The organism is Desulfomicrobium escambiense DSM 10707, from assembly GCF_000428825.1.
Classification (GTDB): Bacteria; Desulfobacterota; Desulfovibrionia; order Desulfovibrionales; family Desulfomicrobiaceae; genus Desulfomicrobium; species Desulfomicrobium escambiense.
Genome location: NZ_AUAR01000014.1, coordinates 84,380 through 101,026 on the forward strand (window position 1 = coordinate 84,380; position 16,647 = coordinate 101,026).

Genomic DNA, 16,647 nt, shown 5'->3' on the forward strand with positions numbered 1-16,647 from the left:
CGGCCCATTGTATCAACCATGAAACGAGAGGACTCCATGAAACGCACCCTGCTTCTGGTCATGCTCGGCGTGACCCTTCTCCTCGGCTCCACGGCCATGGCCGCCAAGATCAAGGTCGCCGGCATCTACACCCAGCCCATCCAGCAGAAATGGGACGCGACCCTGCACAAGGCGCTCCTGAAAGCCCAGGAAGCCGGCGAGATCGAATACGTCTGGAGCGAAAAGGTCTCCAACACCGACTACATCCGCGTCCTGCGCGAATACTCCGAGGCCGGCGTGCAGCTCGCCGTCGGCGAGGCCTTCGGCATCTCCCGCGACGTGCGCAAGGTGGCCAAGGACTACCCGAACGTGGCCTACCTCATGGGCGACACCTTCGGGCCCGACGGCAAGAACCTCTCCGTGTTCGACAACTACATCCACGAGCCCTGCTACCTCATGGGCATGGTCGCCGGGGCCATGACCAAGACGAACAAAATCGGCATGGTCGGCGGCTACCCCATCGGAGAAGTGAACCGCCTCTTCAACGCCTTCATGGCCGGCGCCAAGGCGATCAACCCGGCCGTGCAGTTCAAGGTGTCCTTCATCGGCTCCTGGTACGATCCGCCCAAGGCCAAGGAATTCGCCTACGCCCAGGTCGAGGCCGGCGTGGACGTGCTCTATGCCGAGCGCTCCGGCGTGGTCGATGCGGCGCGCGAAAAGGGCATCGTCGCCTTCGGCAACGTCAACGACATGAACAAGCAGGAAAACGGCCAGGACGTCGTCGTGACCTCGGCCCTGTGGCACATGGAAGCGGCCCTGAACCACGCCATCGAGCGGGTCAAGGCCGGCACCTTCGCCGCCGAGGACTACCGCGAGTGGACCATGATGGCCAAGGGCGGCGCGTCCCTGGCCCCCTTCTACGAGTTCGAAGGCAAGATCCCGGCCGACGTCAAGGCCAAGGTCGCCGAGGCCGAAGCCGCCATCAAGGCCGGCAAGCTGGTCGTCGAGATCAACGACAACGAACCCAAATCCACCTTCTGATCCCAAGGGGCCGGCACACTCCGGCCCCTTTTTTTCACCATGTCCAACACACCCGTGCTGCGGCTTCGCGGCATCACCAAGCATTTCGGCCCCCTCGCGGCCAACGACGACATCTCCCTGACCCTGGACGCCGGCGAGATGCTGGCCCTGCTGGGCGAAAACGGGGCGGGCAAAACCACGCTCATGTCCATCCTCTTCGGCCACTACGTCGCAGACGCGGGAACGGTGGAAGTGCAGGGCAGCCCCCTGCCGTCGGGTTCGCCCAGGGCAGCGCTCGCGGCCGGAGTAGGCATGGTCCACCAGCATTTCACCCTGGCCGGGAACATGACCGTGCTCGAGAACATCATGCTCGGCACCGAACCCCTGTGGGGCTTCCGCCGCAACTCCGCCCGCGCCCTGGCCAAACTGGGCTCGCTCATGGAACGCTTCCGGCTGCACGTGAACCCGCACGCGATGGTGCGCGGCCTGTCCGTGGGCGAACGGCAGCGAGTGGAAATCCTCAAGGTCCTGTACCGCGACGCCCGCATCCTCATTTTGGACGAGCCCACGGCCGTGCTCACCCCCCAGGAGAGCGACCACCTCTTCGCCACCCTGCGCGAACTGGTCAGCCAGGGACTGTCCGTCATCTTCATCACCCACAAGCTGCGCGAGGTCATGGCCGCCAGCGACCGCTGCGTGGTCCTGCGCCACGGCCGCGTGGTGCTGGAGACGTCGACCAAAGCCACCTCCGCCGAAGACCTGGCCAAGGCCATGGTCGGCGCCAACATCCCCCAGGCCACGCGCATCCCGCACCCGCCCGGCGAGGAGGTCCTCGTGCTGGACCGCGTCCGCACCGGCTGCCCGGATCGCGGAGTTGATCTCGACGAACTGACCCTTTCGGTGCGCGCTCACGAAATTCTCGGCATAGCCGGCGTGTCCGGCAACGGCCAGGCCCTGCTGGCGGACCTGCTGTCCGGCCTCGTCGCTCCGACCGGCGGCCATGTCGTTCTGCGCGGCCAGACCGTGAGCAGCCTCACCCCGGCGGCCATGATCCGCGCAGGCGTCGGCCGCGTGCCCGACGACCGCACCGGCACGGGGCTCGTGGCGGACATGACGGTCATGGAGAACCTGTCCACGGAGATCTACCGCCTGCCCGGCTTTTCCAAACGCGGCATGCTCAACTTCAAGGCCCTGGCCTCCCGCGCCGCGCAGCTCATGGACGTCTTCGACATCCGCTGCGCCGGGGCGGACGCGCCGGTGCGCAAGCTTTCGGGCGGGAACATGCAGAAGCTCATTCTGGCCCGCGTCCTGTCCCAGGGCCCGCACCTGATCCTCGCCAACCAGCCGACCTGGGGCCTCGACGTCGGGGCCACGGCCGCCGTGCACCAGCACCTCCTCGATGCGGCCCGGCGCGGGGCCGGGGTGGTTCTCATCTCCGAGGACCTGGACGAGCTCTTCCAACTCTCGGACCGCATCCAGGTCATGTACCAGGGCCGCCTGTCCAGCCCCGAGGACACGGCCACCGTAGACCGGGCCAGGCTCGGCCTGATGATGAGCGGTCAGACTTTCGACCAGCGGGGTGCCGCATGAGACTCGAACCCCGCGAATCCATGGCCTTCGGCTGGCAGGTCGGCGCGCCGCTCCTGGCCGTCGTCGCCGCCATGGCGATCTGCTCCGGGCTCATCCTCTGGGCCGGTGCCTCGCCCCTCTCGGCCTGGGGCCTGCTCCTCAAGGGCGCCCTGGGCTCGACCTTCGCCCTGACCGAAACCCTTACCCGCGCCACCCCGCTCATCTTCACCGGCCTGGCCGCGGCCGTGGCCTTCCGGGCCAAGCTCTGGAACATCGGCGGCGAAGGCCAGTTCTACGTCGGGGCCTGCATGGCCACCTGGCTCGGCACGGGCATGATCGACCTGCCCGCCTGGCTCATGATCCCCTTCCTCTTCCTGACCGGCGCCCTGGCCGGAGGGCTCTTCCTGCTGATCCCGACCTGGCTCAAGACGCGGCTCAAGGCCGACGAGGTTGTCACCACCCTGCTGCTCAACTTCGTGGTCCTGCTGGTCGTCAACTGGCTGGTCTTCGGCCCCTGGAAGGACCCCATGGCCATGGGCTGGCCCCAGGCCGCGCCCGTCGTCGACAGTGCCATGCTGCCCGTGCTCGTGCCCAAGTCGAGCCTGCACCTGGGCTTCGTCCTGGCCCTGGCCTGCGCGGGCCTCGTGTGGTGGATGATGCGCTTCACGGTCTGGGGCTTCGAGATCCGCGCCGTCGGCGCAAGCCTCAAGGCCAGCACCTTCGCCGGAATGCCGGTGGGCGCCACCATCGTCCGCACCGCGCTCCTGAGCGGCGGCCTGGCGGCCATGGCCGGCGTGAGCGAACTCTGCGGCGTCAAAGGCTACCTGACCCTCGATCTGTCCCCAGGCTTCGGCTACTCCGGCATCGTCGTGGCCATGCTCGCCGCCCTGCACCCCCTGGGCGTGGTCCTCTCGGCCATGTTCATCGCGATCATCTACATCGGTGCCGACTCCATGAGCCGCGCCATCACCATTTCCAATTACATCGCCGACGTGACCACGGCTGTGAGCCTGCTCATGGTCCTTTTGGCCATGTTCCTGACCCGCTACCGCATCCGCTGGAAATAACATGGACATCCTCTCCCTCGTCTTCGAAACCGGATTCTGGCTGGCCACCGTGCGCATGGCCACCCCGCTCATCTTCGGCACCATGGGCGAACTGATCTGCGAACGGGCCGGGGTCCTGAACCTCGGCATCGAGGGCATCATGGCCGCCGGCTGCATGTCCGGCTGGACCTGGGTCTACCTCGGCGGCACCCTCTGGGGCGGCGTGCTCTTCGCCGCCTGCGTCGGCGCAGGCCTAGGGCTCCTGCACGCCGTCTTCACCGTGCACCTGGGCCTGTCCCAGCACGTCACGGGCCTGGGCATCACCATGCTCGGCGCAAGCTTAAGCTCCTTCGCCTTCCGCATGATCCTGCCTCAGGTCACCACCCCGCCCAAGATCGTCCCCTTCGCGCCGCTGGACATCCCCGTGCTCTCCACCCTGCCCTTCATCGGCCCGGTCCTCTTCAGCCAGACCGCCCTCACGCTCACGGCCTTCATTCTCGTCGCCGTCACCGCCTACGTCCTGCTGCGCACCCCCCTCGGCCTGGCCCTGCGCATGGTCGGCGAAAACCCGCTGGCCGCCGAAGCCCAGGGCCTCTCCGTCCTTGGCCTGCGCACCGGAGCCGTCATGGCCGGCTCCGCCCTCATGGCCGTGGGCGGCGCGTTCCTGACGCTTGCCGCCTTCGACGCCTTCTACATCGGCATGGTCAACGGACGCGGTTGGATCTGCATCGCGCTTGTCGTCTTCTCGTCCTGGAAACCCGGCAAGGCGCTCCTCGGCACGCTCCTCTTCGCCGCCTTCGACGCCATCCAGATGCGCGTCCAACAGCAATCCATCTCCGCCATCCCGTACCAATTCTACCTCATGCTCCCCTACCTCTGCTCCATCCTGGCCCTCATCGCCATGTCCCGCAAAGCCGCCTACCCCAAGGCCTTGCTGGTTCCCTTTCGCAAAGGGGAGCGGTAGAGGGGGAAGAGACGCGGGGCGCTGCCCCGCACCCCGCAAGGGGCTCGCCCCTTGACCCGATTATTGGGGTGCAGGGGACGCGTCCCCTGCCCGCCGGAGGCACTCTTAAACACGAGGTTATCGACATGCTGGATCTGCTGATCATCAACGCGGCGCTGCCTGGGCAGGAGGCGCTGACTGAGATCGGGTGCAAGGATGGGCGCATCGTGATGGTCGAGCCGGGTATAAAGGTCGAGGCCGCGCAGACGATTGACGCCGAGGGATTTCTTGTCACGCCGCCGTTCGTGGACAGCCATTTTCATATGGATGCGACGCTGTCGGCGGGGATGCCGCGGCGCAACGAGAGCGGCACGCTGTTGGAGGGCATCAGAATCTGGGGCGAGCTCAAGCCGGATCTGACGCCGCAGGGGTTGAAGGAGCGGGCGCTGAAGTTGCTGCGCTGGAGCGTGGCCAAGGGCAACCTGGCCATCAGGACGCATGTGGACACGACGGACCCGAGCCTCATGGCCGTGGACGTGCTGCTGGAAGTGCGCGAGGAGATGAAGGCTTACGTGGACATCCAGCTCGTGGCCTTTCCCCAAGACGGGGTGCTGCGCGCGCCGAAGGGGGTGGAGTTGCTGGAGCGGGCCCTGGACAAGGGCGTGGACGTGGTCGGGGGGATTCCGCACTTCGAGCGGACCATGGACCAGGGCCGGGAGTCTGTGCGGGTGCTGTGCGAGATCGCGGCCAAGCGCGGGCTCATGGTCGACATGCACTGCGACGAGTCCGACGATCCGCATTCACGGCACGTGGAGAGCCTGGCGTATGAGACGCAGCGGCTGGGGCTGCACGGCCGCGTCACGGGTTCGCATCTGACGAGCATGCATTCCATGGACAATTACTACGTGTCGAAGCTCCTGCCGCTCATGGCCGAGGCGGGGATGCACTGCGTGTGCAACCCGCTGGTGAACATGAACCTGCAGGGGCGGCACGACACGTACCCCAAACGGCGAGGGCTCATGCGCGTGCCGGAGCTGATGGGCATGGGCATCAACGTGGCCTTCGGGCACGACGACGTCATGGACCCCTGGTATCCCATGGGCTCGCACGACATGCTCGAAGTGGCCCACATGGGGGCGCACGCCCTGCACATGACCGGCATGGACGGGCTGCGGAAGATGTTCCGGGCCGTGACGGAAAACGGGGCGCGGGCGCTGGGGCTCGAGGGTTACGGACTTGCGCCCGGCTGCAACGCGGATTTCGTGATCCTGCAGGCCTCGGACGAAATCGAGGCGTTGCGTCTGCGCCCGGCGCGGCTGTGGGTCGTGCGCCGGGGCAAGGTGATAAGCCGCACGCCCAAGGTCGAGGCGCGGGTGGATCTGGGGAACGGAGAGGAACTGGTCGATTTCACGTAACGCAGGGCTGTCCTTCACGGCCGGCGCTGCCGCCGTCCGCCAGTTCCCCGAGCCACTGCCCGCTGATGCGCAGTCGCACGACATGGTGCCCGTGCGCATGGCCCACGAGGTCCAGCGAGCGCGCCGCAGCGTCGTATCGGCCTGCAATGTCCAGGCTCGCCGCCTTGAACATGCCGAGGTCCGGCGGCGCTTGCGGATTCCATTTGCTCACGAGCAGGCTTCCGCGCACCGCGCCCTGCTCCACGAACAACCGGCCCTGCCAAAGATAGCCCGGTCCCCCTCCGTCAACGATGCCTTGGCTGACGACCGCCACGCCTTCCTCCACCTTGTCGTATGCCGCGAGGCGCAGCCAGTACATCCCTTCATGCATCGAAGATCCCCCTTGTCTTGCCGCTCGGCGTAGATGCCGAGGAGGTCCACCATTGTGACTCATGGATGGGACAAAAGCAAACCGCCGCCAATTCGATCCCGAACTTGACACCCGTCGCCAATCGTCTCATCGCGGTTCGTCGGCCGAACCCGCTCGTCTCGTCCGGCTCGGACACCCTCGTCAGCACGCACCCGCGCCAGGAGGCGCATCAGGATACGCCCCGTGAACACGCCGCAGAACCGTCCCATGTACCTCTTCCTCATCGGCCTCGCCGTCTTGAGCGCCCTGGGCTTTCAGGGCTGGCGCACGCTTTTCAACAACTACGCCGTCGAGGTGGCTCAGGTCACAGGACAGCAGATGGGCGTCATTCAGGGTCTGCGCGAGGTACCGGGATTCCTGGCACTCCTGGTCATCTATCTGCTCATGTTCGTGCGCGAGCATCGGCTGGCCGTGCTCTCCCTCATGGTCATGGCCCTGGGCGTGATCATGACCGGACTCATGCCCACCTATGCCGGGCTGGTGGTCGCCACCCTGGTCATGTCCTTCGGGTTCCACTACTACGAGACCCTCAACCAGTCCCTGACCCTGCAGTATTTCGACACCGCCCAGAGCCCCGTGGTCATGGGCAGGCTGCGCGCCGTGAGTTCGGCCGCCAACATCGTCATCGGGCTCATCTTCCTGCTGGCCGTGAACCATGTCTCCTACCAAACCCTCTATGTGGCGCTCGGCATCTTCATCATGGGAGCCGTGGCCTGCTTCCTGCTCATGAACCCCGCCCGCAAGGACCTGCCGCTGCAACGCAAGAGCATGGTCCTGCGCTCGCGCTACTGGCTCTTCTACGTACTGACCTTCCTGGCCGGTGCCCGGCGGCAGATTTTCGTGGCCTTCGCCGTATTCCTGATGGTCAAGAAGTTCGGGTATTCCGTGTCGGAAGTGACCGTGCTCTTCATGCTCAACAACGCCGTGAACTACTTCCTGAGCCCCATGATCGGCCGGGCCGTGATCCGTTTCGGGGAGCGCAAGGTGCTCTCGCTGGAGTACGCGGGGCTCATTTTCGTCTTTCTCGGCTATGCCTTCACCGACAGCAAGCTCTTGGTGGCGGCCCTCTACATCCTGGACCACATCTTCTTCAACTTCGCCATGGCCATCCGCTCCTACTTCCAGAAGATCGCCGACCCGCGCGACATCGCCCCGAGCATGGCCGTGGGCTTCACCATCAACCATATCGTGGCCGTGATCATTCCCATCGTGGGCGGCATGCTCTGGATGGTCGACTACCGCATCCCCTTTGTGGGCGGAGCGGCGCTGAGCTGCGTCTCCCTGGCCTTCGTGCAATGCATACGCCCCCCGGAAAAATAGCCGTCAGGCCTTTTCAAAGACGAAGCCCCCGAATCCGAGAATTCGGGGGCTTCGTCCTTTCCGGAGGATGAAAACTCAGCCGAGGATGGCTTTGAGGTCTTCGTCCGGGGTGGTGATGGGCTTGATGTCGAAGTTTTCGACCAGCACGTTCAGCACGTTGGGGGTGATGAAGGCCGGCAGGCTGGGGCCGAGACGGATGCCCTTGATGCCCAGATGCAGGAGCGTCAGCAGGATGGCCACGGCCTTCTGCTCGTACCAGGACAGGACCATGGACAGGGGCAGATCGTTCACGCCGCAGTTGAAGGCTCCGGCCAGGGCCACCGCGATCTGGATGGCCGAGTAGGCGTCGTTGCACTGGCCGATGTCCAGCAGGCGCGGGATGCCGCCGATGTCACCGAGCTTCTTGTCGAAGAAGCGGAACTTGCCGCAGGCCAGGGTCAGGACCACGCAGTCGCTCGGAACCTTCTCGACGAACTCGGTGTAATAGTTGCGGCCGGGCTTGGCGCCGTCACAGCCCGCGACCAGGAAGAAGTGGCGGATGTCGCCGCCCTTGACCGCCGCGATGACCTTGTCGGCCACGCCCAGGACCGCGTTGCGGGCGAACCCGGTCAGCACGCTGCCCTTGTCCTCGTCGGCCGCGAAGCCGGGCATTTCGAGGGCCTTATTGATGACCTGGGAGAAGTCCTTGCCGACGTGGGTCACGCCGGGCCAGCCGACCAGGCCGGTGGTGAAGATGTTGCCCTTGTAGGACTCGACCGGCTTCTGGATGCAGTTGGTGGTCATGAGGATGGCGCCGGGGAACTCGGCGAATTCCTTCTGCTGGTTCTGCCAGGCCGTGCCGTAGTGGCCGTGGAAGTGGGGGTGCTTCTTCAGTTCCGGGTAGCCGTGGCAGGGCAGCATCTCGCCGTGGGTGTAGATGTTGATGCCCCTGCCCGCGGTCTGCTCCAGGAGCAGGCCAAGGTCCTTCAAGTCATGGCCGGAGACGAGGATGGCCTTGCCCTTCTTGGCGCCCAGGGGCACTTCCGTCGGGACCGGGTGGCCGTAGGAGCCGGTGTTGGCGGCGTCCAGGAGTTCCATGGCCTTGAGGTTGGCCTTGCCGCAGCCCAGGCACAGCCCAATGAGTTCATTGAGGCCCAGGCTCTGGTCCAGGGTGGCGGCCATGGCTTCGTGGATGAAGGCGTAAACCTCGTCGGACTCCTTGCCCAGGATGGCCGCATGGTCGGCGTAGGCGGCCACGCCGCGCAGGCCGTAGGTCAGGATCTGGCGCAGGGATTCGAGGTCCGCGTTGGCGTCGGGCTTGGGCGCGAAACCGACCTTCTCGCCCATGGGCACCAGTTGGTTCCGGCCCGCGGCGGTGAATGAAATCTCGGGGTGCGCCGTGAAATCGGGCTGCTCGCCGCCCAGGAACATGCGGGCGATCTTGGTCAGAAAGCCGGCTTCGGGTTCGTTGCCGAAGGCGACCTGACCGCCTGCGGCCTTGACCTTCTCCTTGAGACGGCTCTTGAGAGCGTCGCAGCGCTCGATCATGGCCACGAAGCGGTCGGGATCGAAATCGACGTTGGTCAGGGTGGAAAAAATGGCTTCGCAGGTGAAGCGGTTCACTTCGTTATCGACCACGCCCATCTTGCGGCCGGCATGGGCGTAAAGGGACAGGCCCTTGACGGAATGGGTCAGCAGGTCCTGCAGGGCGGCCACTTCGGGAGTCTTCCCGCACACGCCCATCTTGTCGCATCCCTGGCCCTTGGCAGTCTGTTCACACTGATTGCAAAACATGGTTCAACCTCCATGAGAGTATTGGTGTCGTTGAGACCTCTCTATGCAGGTTGCGCAAAGGCATCTTTGACCTGAATCAAAAACGCCGTTTTCTCAATGTGTTCCGCTCGGACCGCGATTTCGGCCGGGATTTGGGCGGACGCCTCTCGCTCATTCCCCGTACTTGGCCAGCTTGGAGTGCATGGTCTTTCTGGTGATGCCCAGGCGGCGTGCGGCCTCGCTCTTGTTTCCTCCGGCCGCATCCAGGGCGTCGAGAATGGCCGCCCGCTCGAGTTCCTCCAGGGTCAGGTTGGCGAAACCGCCGCCTGTCCGTGGCTCGTCCGGCCCGCCGGAGAGGGCGGGCGGAAGCTCGCGCTCGCCGATGTACTCGCCCAGCGCCAGGACAACGGCGCGCTCCACGGCGTTTTCCAGTTCCCGCACGTTGCCGGGCCAGGAATGCTTGAGCATCCTGTCCATGGCCTCTGGGGTGAACCCCTTGATGTGCTTGCCGTTCTTCTCGGCGAATCTGCGCAGGAAATGCATGGCCAGCAAAGGAATGTCCTCTCCCCGCTCGCGCAGGGGCGGCAGGGCCAGGGCGACCACGTTCAGGCGGTAGTAGAGGTCCTGACGAAAGCGCCCCGCCTCGACCTCGGCCAGCAGGTCACGGTTGGTGGCGGCCACGATGCGCACATCGACCCTGAGGGTCTGGTCCCCGCCCACGCGCTGGATTTCCCGCTCCTGGATGGCCCGCAGCAGCTTGACCTGCATGGAGAGGGGCATCTCCCCGATTTCGTCGAGGAAGATCGTGCCCTTGTCCGCGGCCAAAAAGCGTCCTTCCCTGCGTTTTTCGGCCCCGGTGAAGGCCCCCTTCTCATGGCCGAAAAGCTCGGATTCAAGCAGCGTCTCGGTCAGGGCGGCGCAGTTCACGGCGACATACGGTCCCTTGCGTCGCGAACTGTTGGCGTGGATGGCCCGGGCGATGAGTTCCTTGCCCGTGCCTGACTCGCCCGTGATCATGACCGTGGCCTCGGACGGCGCGATGGTGGCCAGCATCTCCATGAGGCGGCGCATGGGCGGGCTCTGGCCGATGATCCCGCCGGCGTCGAAGGAGGCGGAGAGGGTCTGGCGCAGGGCCCGGTTCTCGTCGCGCAGAGCCGCGTGGTCCAGAGCCCGCTCCATGGTCAGGCGCAGGTCTTCGAAATCCAGGGGCTTGGTCAGGTAGTCGTAGGCGCCGGTCTTGATGGCCTCCACCGCCGTCTCCACGTCGGAGTAGGCCGTCATGATCAGGATGGGTATGGCCGGGTTGTAGGCCTTGATCTCCTTCAGGGCCTCGATGCCGGAGATGCCGGTCATGCGCACGTCCATGAGGATGAGATCGAAGGCCTGCTCCCGGCAGCGCGCCACGGCCGTTTCGCCGTCAGCCGCCTCCTCCATGCGGTAGCCCCAGTCTGCCAGGAGCGTCGTCAGCATGCCCCTGTGGCCGGGGTCGTCGTCGACGACGAGAATGGTGATGCGGGAAGGTTTCATGCCGGTCTCCTTGTAACGGGAAGCTCGATGGTGAAGACGGTGCCCCGGCCCACGGTGCTCTCGACCTTTATGGCCGCGCCATGCCCCTCGACGATACGGTGCACGATGGCCAGCCCCAGGCCCGTGCCTGAAGCCTTGGTGGTGAAGTACGGGTTGAATATGTCGCCCAGGACTTCGGGCGGCATGCCGTGCCCCGAGTCTTCGATGCGCAGGGAGACGATTCCTTCCGCCTGATCCTGGGCCGTCGAGATACGCAGCGTGCTGCCCTGATCCATGGCCTGCACGGCATTGAGGAAGAGGTTGAGCAGGGCCTGGGTCATGCGTTCGGGGTCCAGGGGGATGGGCGGCAGTTCCCCTTCTCGGGAAAACTCGACCTCGATCCCCTTGGCCGCGATGTCGGCCCGGGCCAGACGCAGGGCCCTCTCCACGACCGATTCCAAATCCTCGTCGCGCAGCTTGAGCTCGCCCGGCCGGGCGAACTCGAGCAGTTCCGAAACCACCCGATTGAGGCGGTCCGTCTCCTGAACCATGGCCCTTGCGGCCTCCCGATCCTGGCCCTGGACCTTGCCGGAGAGATACGTGGCGAAGCCCTTGATGGTCCCCAACGGGTTTCTGATCTCGTGGGCCACGCCCGCCGCGAGGTTGCCCAGGGCGGAGAGGCGTTCGTTGCGCCGGACCTGCTCCTGCAGCCTGCGCAATTCCCCGAGGTCCCGCAGCAGGAAGAGATGGCCCAGGAACCGCCCGTCGTTGTTGACGATGCGGGACGCGGCGATGCCCACGGGCACGCCGCGTCCGCCGGCAACGGCCAGGACAGTCTCCCGCTCCGGCACCTTGTCCCGGCCTTCGAGCTCTGCCATGAGCCCGGCCCAGTCCAATCCCCCGAGGCTGGCCAGCGGTTCCCCCTCGATCTGGCCGCCCGGCTTCCCGATGAGCACGGCCGCGGCCGCGTTTGCCAGGACGACCCGGCCCTCGGGATCGGTGGTCAGCAGTCCCAGAGGCAGGCAGGTCACCACCTCCGTGGCGAAGGCCTGGGTATCCAGCAGCAGACGGCGCGAGCGCCGGTAGTGCTCGGCCCAGAACAGCGCCGCGAAACCTCCCGCACCGAAGAGTACGGTCAGGATGCCTATGATGACGCTGGTGCGGAATTCGTCTGCCATGGCCTCTTCAAGGGGCCGCGCATCCTGTCCAACCAAAATGATCGCGGGCGCGGCCGTCCCGGCGCCCTGGCCGCCGTCATGGCCGGGTCCGGCCATGGGCCCGCACCACATGGAACGGTGCACCCCCGGAAGGGGAGAAAACTTCTTGTAGACTTCAAACACTTCCCGCCCGTCGTCAGCGACCAGGAAGCGTCCCTTGCGCCCTTCCTCCGGCAAGATCACGGACGGGACCTTCTCCTGGGGGTGAAGCGCCGAACCGATGCGTGCCGGGTCGCTGTGGGCCAGGATCGTGCCCCGTTCGTCGGTCACCGCCAGATAGACGATACCGTGCTGCTTGGCCGTCTCCTCCACCAGGGACTGGAAATACCCGGGTCCGCCGTGCATGCCCATGCCGATGCGCGTCCCAGCCTCAAGCGCCCAGAACAGGGCGTCGGCATGATCCAGATAGTTTGCAATCATGTGCGCCCTGGCGCGCTGAAGGTTGCGGGCCGCGAATACCGCGACCGCGATCCCTAGAATAGCCACGAAGCCGGCCATCAGCCAGGACGCGGTGCGTTGTTGTTTCGAAAATCCTGAAAAAGTGCCCATCGACCACCTCGCTCCAAAACCTGTAACCGTTTTACCCACTTTGTCCAGACAGGTGTCACATGTTTACCCGCATACCCTGACCACGGAAACCGCAACTTCCGCCCGAAATCACAAATTCATCTTTTATATCTGAATGTTACATATTCGCGAAGCCTCCTGGCACGCCCCTTGCCTTACTCATATCGAAACGTGAAGCGAAAGATGCGGAGGATAGCATGATGTGGAATTGCGGAACACTGCCCTGGTCCGGCGGCTGGATGATCGGACACTCCCTGTGGGGCCTGCTCCTCGTCGTGGGCGTCGGGGCGCTGCTCTGGACCGCCTGCAAGCCGCGACGACCCTCGGGCCCTTCGGCGGACAGGGCCGACTCCCTGGAGATTCTGAAACTCCGTCTGGCCCGGGGCGAGATCAGCATCGAGGAATACAACACGTTGAAGTCGATGCTCTAAAAGCCCTGCGGGGCGGAGCGACGAACCAGAGGCAACACCATGCCCTTTGCGGGCGAAAACTTCATACCAAACCATCTAAGGAGAATAATCATGAAAACGAACCGTAACGTCATCGCCACCTTCCTGACCCTGGCCTTCATCACCGCCTTCGCAGGCTTCGCATCCGCGCAGGGACACGGCATGATGGGTGGAATGGGCGCCATGACCCCTGAACATCAGGCCACGATGCAGAAGCTCCACGCCGATTTCAACACGGCCACTGCCGACCTGCACAAGCAGCTCTTTGCCAAGGAATCCGAGCTCAATGCCGCGCTCTACGCAGACAAGCCCGACGAAAAGAAAATCGACGCCCTGACCAAGGAGATCGGCGAACTCAACGCCAAGATTTACACCGAACGGGTCAAGATGCACAGGGCCATGGCCAAGGAAGGCATCGTTCCCGGCGCGGGCGGCTGCCAGATGATGGGCGGCAAGATGGGCGGCGGCATGATGGGCGGCGGCATGATGGGTGGCGGCATGATGGGCGGCATGCAGCATAACATGACGGGTAACGGAACCACCGGACAAATGCCCGCCGGTCATGCCGGACACGGCACCCCGGCCCAGCAGTAACACGGCCCCGCCGCTCGCGGCGAACCAGCCTCTCGACAATTCCCCCGAGTTCGAACAGACTCGGGGGAATTCGTCGTTCTCGGCCCGTCCGCGCAACCTTTTTTCCCCGTTCCCCATGACCGACACCACTCACCTTCGCGGCATCCTCTTCGCACTGGGCGCCACCATCATCTGGTCCGGCAACTTCATCGTCGCCCGTCTCCTGAACCAGAGCATCGAACCGGCCACACTGTCCCTGCTGCGATGGGGCGTGGCCTTCCTGGGCCTGCTGCCTTTCGCCTGGCGGGCAGCCTGGACCGACCGGGCCACCATTCGCCGAAGCCTGCCGACCATGATCCCCATGGCGCTGCTGGGCGTCACGGTCTTCAACGCGCTCCTGTACACGGGCGCCCGAACCACCTCGGCACTGAACCTCTCGCTCATCGCCACCTCCACGCCGGTCTTCATCATCCTTCTCGCCCGCGTCTTTCTGCACGAAAAGCTGACGGCGCGGAAAGCCCTGGGCCTGGCCGCAGCCCTGGGCGGCGTGTTGCTCCTGATCACCGGCGGCGAACCCACGCGCCTGCTCGGACTGCAATTCTCGACCGGCGACCTGTGGATGACCCTGGCCGCCGTCCTCTTCGCCGCGTACAGCATCATGGTGCGCAGGTACTCCGGGAAGCTGAGCCCGTCGGTCTTTCTGCTGACCCTCATCGGCACGGGCCTCGTCTTCCTCCTGCCGTGGGCCGGCTGGGAATACGCCGTCGCAGGACCGCCGGCGATCACCGCGGGCATGGCCTGCGCCATCCTCTACGTCGGGCTCGGCGCGTCCCTGGCCGCCTACGCCATGTGGAACAGCGCCGTGGCCTCCATCGGCCCGTCCCTGGCGGGGCTCATCTACTACAGCCTGCCGCTCTTCAGCGGGGCGACCGCGTTCCTTTTCCTGGGGGAACCCATGGGCCCGGTGCATCTGGCCAGCGCGGGGTGCATCCTGGGCGGCATCGTGCTGGCCACGCGGGGATAATGCGGGTATGCAAGTTCTGCCCCTTGCCTTTGGCGGGCGGCGGGCCTAAGGACGGCTCGTCCCGGCATCCGGCCGGGACATGCACGCAACACCGCGCCGCCGGGCGCACACGGATACAGCCATGATCACCCTTTTCGTCAGCCTGAGCATGAAGCTCTTCTTCCTGCTCACGCCCTTCTTCGTGCTGAGCGTCTTCCTGTCCATGACCGAGCACATGACCAAGACCGAGCAGCGCATGGTGGCCATCCGCACGACCATGGCCGTCATGGTCATCAGCCTCATCCTCTATTTCGCGGGCAACCCCATCTTCTCCACCTTAGGCATCACCCTGGACGGCTTCCGCATCGGCGCGGGGAGCCTGCTCTTCCTCTCGGCCGTGTCCTTGGTCTCGGGCAAGCGCTCAAGCCAGGAGGCGGCACCGGACGTGGACTTCGCCGTGGTGCCCCTGGCCATCCCCATCACCGTTGGCCCGGCCACCATCGGCACGCTCCTGATCCTGGGCGCGGAGTTGGGCGGCGCCACGGAACGGGCCGTGGGCGCGGGGGCGCTGATCTGCTCCTGCCTGTCCGTCGGCGTCCTGCTGCGCTCGGCCAGACCCCTGAAAAAGCTCCTCGGTTCCGTGGGCCTGTCCGTCATGACCAAGATCACGGGCCTGGTCCTCTCGGCCATGGCCGCCCAGATCGTCTTCACCGGTATCAGGAATTTCCTGCACTGAGCCGTGACGCACGCCGCACCGACAAAAGACCTGCACGAGCTGGCCCGCCGGATTTCCGAAGGCTGTACCGAATGCCGCGCCTGCCAGTTCCGTTGCGAGTTCCTGAGCGAACACGGCACGCCCAAGGCGCTGGCCGACCGTTTTCTGACCACCGGCACGGGACGGGCCGCGGCCTTCGAGTGCAGCCTCTGCGGCCTGTGCTCCACGGTCTGCCCCATGGGCCTGCCCCTGAAGGCCTTCTTCCTGGCCATGCGCAGGGCGGCAATGGATGCGGGCCGGATCAGCCTCGTGCCGTACCGGGCGCGGCTCGACTACGAACGCTTTGGCGCATCGCGGCTCATGAGCCTGTTCCGCCTGCCAGCCGGAGGCGATACGGTCTTCTTCCCGGGCTGCACCCTGCCCGGCCGTCATCCGGACACGACCAGGGCGCTTCTGGCCCATCTGCGCAACTGCATTCCCGACCTCGGGCTGGTCCTGTCCTGCTGCTTCAAGACGACCCACGACCTTGGCTGCCAGGATCGCTTCGACGTCCGCTTCGGAGCGCTTCTGGACCGGCTGCACGCCATGGGCGTGACCACGGTGCTGACGGCATGTCCCAACTGTTTCGCGGTCTTCACCGAATACGGCCGGGAATTGACAGTCAGGACCGTCTTCGACGTGCTGGCCGAGCATCCCGTGACCCGGGACGCCCATGTGCGTGGCTCGGCCGTGGTGCACACGCCCTGCCCGTACCGTGGGGATGCGCACATCCAGGAGCGCATCAGGCTGATGGTCGAGGATACCGGACTCGACCCGGAAAAGACCAGGCAGGACGGCCCCTTGAGCCCCTGCTGCGGCGAGGGGGGCAGCGTCGGGCTGCTGCGGCCGGAGCTTGCCGCCGCCTGGGGCGCGAAAGCGGTCCGGCGGGCTGACGGGCGGGTCGTGGTCACCTCCTGCGCGGGGTGCGTGGCCTTCCTTTCCGGACACGCCCGCGCCGTGCATCTCCTGGACCTCGTCTTCCATCCGGCCAGAACCATGTCGGGAACCCTGCCGCGTCCCAAGGGCCTGGCCACCTACCTGCACCGCCTGCGCCTCAAGTGGCGGGCCCTCGCGCACATCCGTTAACGCTCACCGGATCGCGGCGATGCGCCGTGACCCTCCCCA

The 16,647-nt window shown here is 65.6% G+C and carries 15 protein-coding genes; 11 read left to right on the forward strand and 4 right to left on the reverse strand.

Annotation, left to right across the window (positions count from 1 at the left end; genetic code table 11):
- Positions 1–36 precede the first annotated feature (36 nt).
- The 5 genes from G394_RS0112125 to G394_RS0112145 all read left to right on the forward strand — a co-directional run bounded on the left by G394_RS0112125 (position 37) and on the right by G394_RS0112145 (position 5,972).
- Positions 37–1,020: a BMP family protein gene (locus G394_RS0112125; RefSeq protein ID WP_156902602.1), complete on the forward strand. Its 984-nt coding sequence runs from the start codon at positions 37–39 to the stop codon at positions 1,018–1,020.
- Positions 1,021–1,059: 39 nt separating this feature from the next.
- The gene (locus tag G394_RS0112130; RefSeq protein WP_028577878.1) at positions 1,060–2,589 is read left to right on the forward strand and encodes an ABC transporter ATP-binding protein; all 1,530 of its coding nucleotides are present in this window, start codon (positions 1,060–1,062) and stop codon (positions 2,587–2,589) included.
- Complete coding sequence (locus G394_RS0112135) at positions 2,586–3,635, forward strand: ABC transporter permease (protein ID WP_028577879.1); 1,050 nt, start codon at positions 2,586–2,588, stop codon at positions 3,633–3,635. Before G394_RS0112130 ends, G394_RS0112135 begins: the two co-directional genes overlap by 4 nt.
- A gap of 1 nt (position 3,636) precedes the next feature.
- Complete coding sequence (locus tag G394_RS0112140; protein WP_028577880.1) at positions 3,637–4,578, forward strand: ABC transporter permease; 942 nt, start codon at positions 3,637–3,639, stop codon at positions 4,576–4,578.
- Between the two features lie 125 nt (positions 4,579–4,703).
- Complete coding sequence (locus G394_RS0112145; RefSeq protein WP_028577881.1) at positions 4,704–5,972, forward strand: amidohydrolase family protein; 1,269 nt, start codon at positions 4,704–4,706, stop codon at positions 5,970–5,972.
- Here the strand turns inward: G394_RS0112145 and G394_RS0112150 are convergent.
- On the reverse strand, positions 5,965–6,330 hold the full coding sequence (locus G394_RS0112150; protein WP_169725559.1) for a GrlR family regulatory protein: 366 nt from the start codon (positions 6,328–6,330) through the stop codon (positions 5,965–5,967). The genes G394_RS0112145 and G394_RS0112150 overlap by 8 nt on opposite strands.
- A 234-nt stretch (positions 6,331–6,564) precedes the next feature.
- On the opposite strand from G394_RS0112150, the gene G394_RS0112155 reads away from it, so the two are divergent.
- The gene (locus G394_RS0112155; protein WP_084435606.1) at positions 6,565–7,701 is read left to right on the forward strand and encodes an MFS transporter; all 1,137 of its coding nucleotides are present in this window, start codon (positions 6,565–6,567) and stop codon (positions 7,699–7,701) included.
- Positions 7,702–7,776: 75 nt separating this feature from the next.
- Here G394_RS0112155 and hcp read toward each other — a convergent pair whose 3' ends face one another.
- From hcp to G394_RS19065, 3 genes are all read right to left on the reverse strand, one after another.
- The gene (hcp, locus tag G394_RS0112160; RefSeq protein WP_028577884.1) at positions 7,777–9,474 is read right to left on the reverse strand and encodes a hydroxylamine reductase; all 1,698 of its coding nucleotides are present in this window, start codon (positions 9,472–9,474) and stop codon (positions 7,777–7,779) included.
- A 150-nt stretch (positions 9,475–9,624) separates the two neighbouring features.
- Entirely contained in the window at positions 9,625–10,980 is a 1,356-nt protein-coding gene (locus tag G394_RS0112165; protein ID WP_028577885.1) for a sigma-54-dependent transcriptional regulator, read from the reverse strand.
- The gene (locus G394_RS19065) at positions 10,977–12,662 is read right to left on the reverse strand and encodes an ATP-binding protein (protein ID WP_169725560.1); all 1,686 of its coding nucleotides are present in this window, start codon (positions 12,660–12,662) and stop codon (positions 10,977–10,979) included. The genes G394_RS0112165 and G394_RS19065 overlap by 4 nt, the downstream gene beginning before the upstream one ends.
- A gap of 278 nt (positions 12,663–12,940) precedes the next feature.
- Between G394_RS19065 and G394_RS0112175 the strand changes: the two genes are divergently transcribed.
- The 5 genes from G394_RS0112175 (at position 12,941) to G394_RS19075 (ending at position 16,608) form a co-directional block, all read left to right on the forward strand.
- Entirely contained in the window at positions 12,941–13,174 is a 234-nt protein-coding gene (locus G394_RS0112175) for an SHOCT domain-containing protein (protein ID WP_028577886.1), read from the forward strand.
- 90 nt (positions 13,175–13,264) lie between these two features.
- Positions 13,265–13,786: a periplasmic heavy metal sensor gene (locus tag G394_RS19070; protein ID WP_051307160.1), complete on the forward strand. Its 522-nt coding sequence runs from the start codon at positions 13,265–13,267 to the stop codon at positions 13,784–13,786.
- A gap of 115 nt (positions 13,787–13,901) precedes the next feature.
- On the forward strand, positions 13,902–14,789 hold the full coding sequence (locus G394_RS0112185) for a DMT family transporter (RefSeq protein WP_028577887.1): 888 nt from the start codon (positions 13,902–13,904) through the stop codon (positions 14,787–14,789).
- 121 nt (positions 14,790–14,910) lie between these two features.
- On the forward strand, positions 14,911–15,504 hold the full coding sequence (locus G394_RS0112190; protein ID WP_028577888.1) for a MarC family protein: 594 nt from the start codon (positions 14,911–14,913) through the stop codon (positions 15,502–15,504).
- Between the two features lie 3 nt (positions 15,505–15,507).
- Positions 15,508–16,608, forward strand: a complete 1,101-nt coding sequence (locus G394_RS19075) for a 4Fe-4S dicluster domain-containing protein (protein ID WP_051307161.1) — start codon at positions 15,508–15,510, stop codon at positions 16,606–16,608.
- The last annotated feature ends 39 nt before the right edge of the window (positions 16,609–16,647 follow it).

Bases quoted from the DNA above. Each gene is read 5' to 3' on its own strand.
- G394_RS0112130 (WP_028577878.1), top strand. From the start codon at position 1,060: ATGTCCAACACACCCGTGCTGCGGCTTCGCGGCATCACCAAGCATTTC.
- hcp (WP_028577884.1), bottom strand. From the start codon at position 9,474: ATGTTTTGCAATCAGTGTGAACAGACTGCCAAGGGCCAGGGATGCGAC.
- G394_RS0112175 (WP_028577886.1), top strand. From the start codon at position 12,941: ATGATGTGGAATTGCGGAACACTGCCCTGGTCCGGCGGCTGGATGATC.
- G394_RS0112185 (WP_028577887.1), top strand. From the start codon at position 13,902: ATGACCGACACCACTCACCTTCGCGGCATCCTCTTCGCACTGGGCGCC.
- G394_RS0112125 (WP_156902602.1), top strand. From the start codon at position 37: ATGAAACGCACCCTGCTTCTGGTCATGCTCGGCGTGACCCTTCTCCTC.
- G394_RS0112190 (WP_028577888.1), top strand. From the start codon at position 14,911: ATGATCACCCTTTTCGTCAGCCTGAGCATGAAGCTCTTCTTCCTGCTC.
- G394_RS0112145 (WP_028577881.1), top strand. From the start codon at position 4,704: ATGCTGGATCTGCTGATCATCAACGCGGCGCTGCCTGGGCAGGAGGCG.
- G394_RS0112140 (WP_028577880.1), top strand. From the start codon at position 3,637: ATGGACATCCTCTCCCTCGTCTTCGAAACCGGATTCTGGCTGGCCACC.
- G394_RS19070 (WP_051307160.1), top strand. From the start codon at position 13,265: ATGAAAACGAACCGTAACGTCATCGCCACCTTCCTGACCCTGGCCTTC.
- G394_RS0112135 (WP_028577879.1), top strand. From the start codon at position 2,586: ATGAGACTCGAACCCCGCGAATCCATGGCCTTCGGCTGGCAGGTCGGC.
- G394_RS0112150 (WP_169725559.1), bottom strand. From the start codon at position 6,330: ATGTACTGGCTGCGCCTCGCGGCATACGACAAGGTGGAGGAAGGCGTG.
- G394_RS0112165 (WP_028577885.1), bottom strand. From the start codon at position 10,980: ATGAAACCTTCCCGCATCACCATTCTCGTCGTCGACGACGACCCCGGC.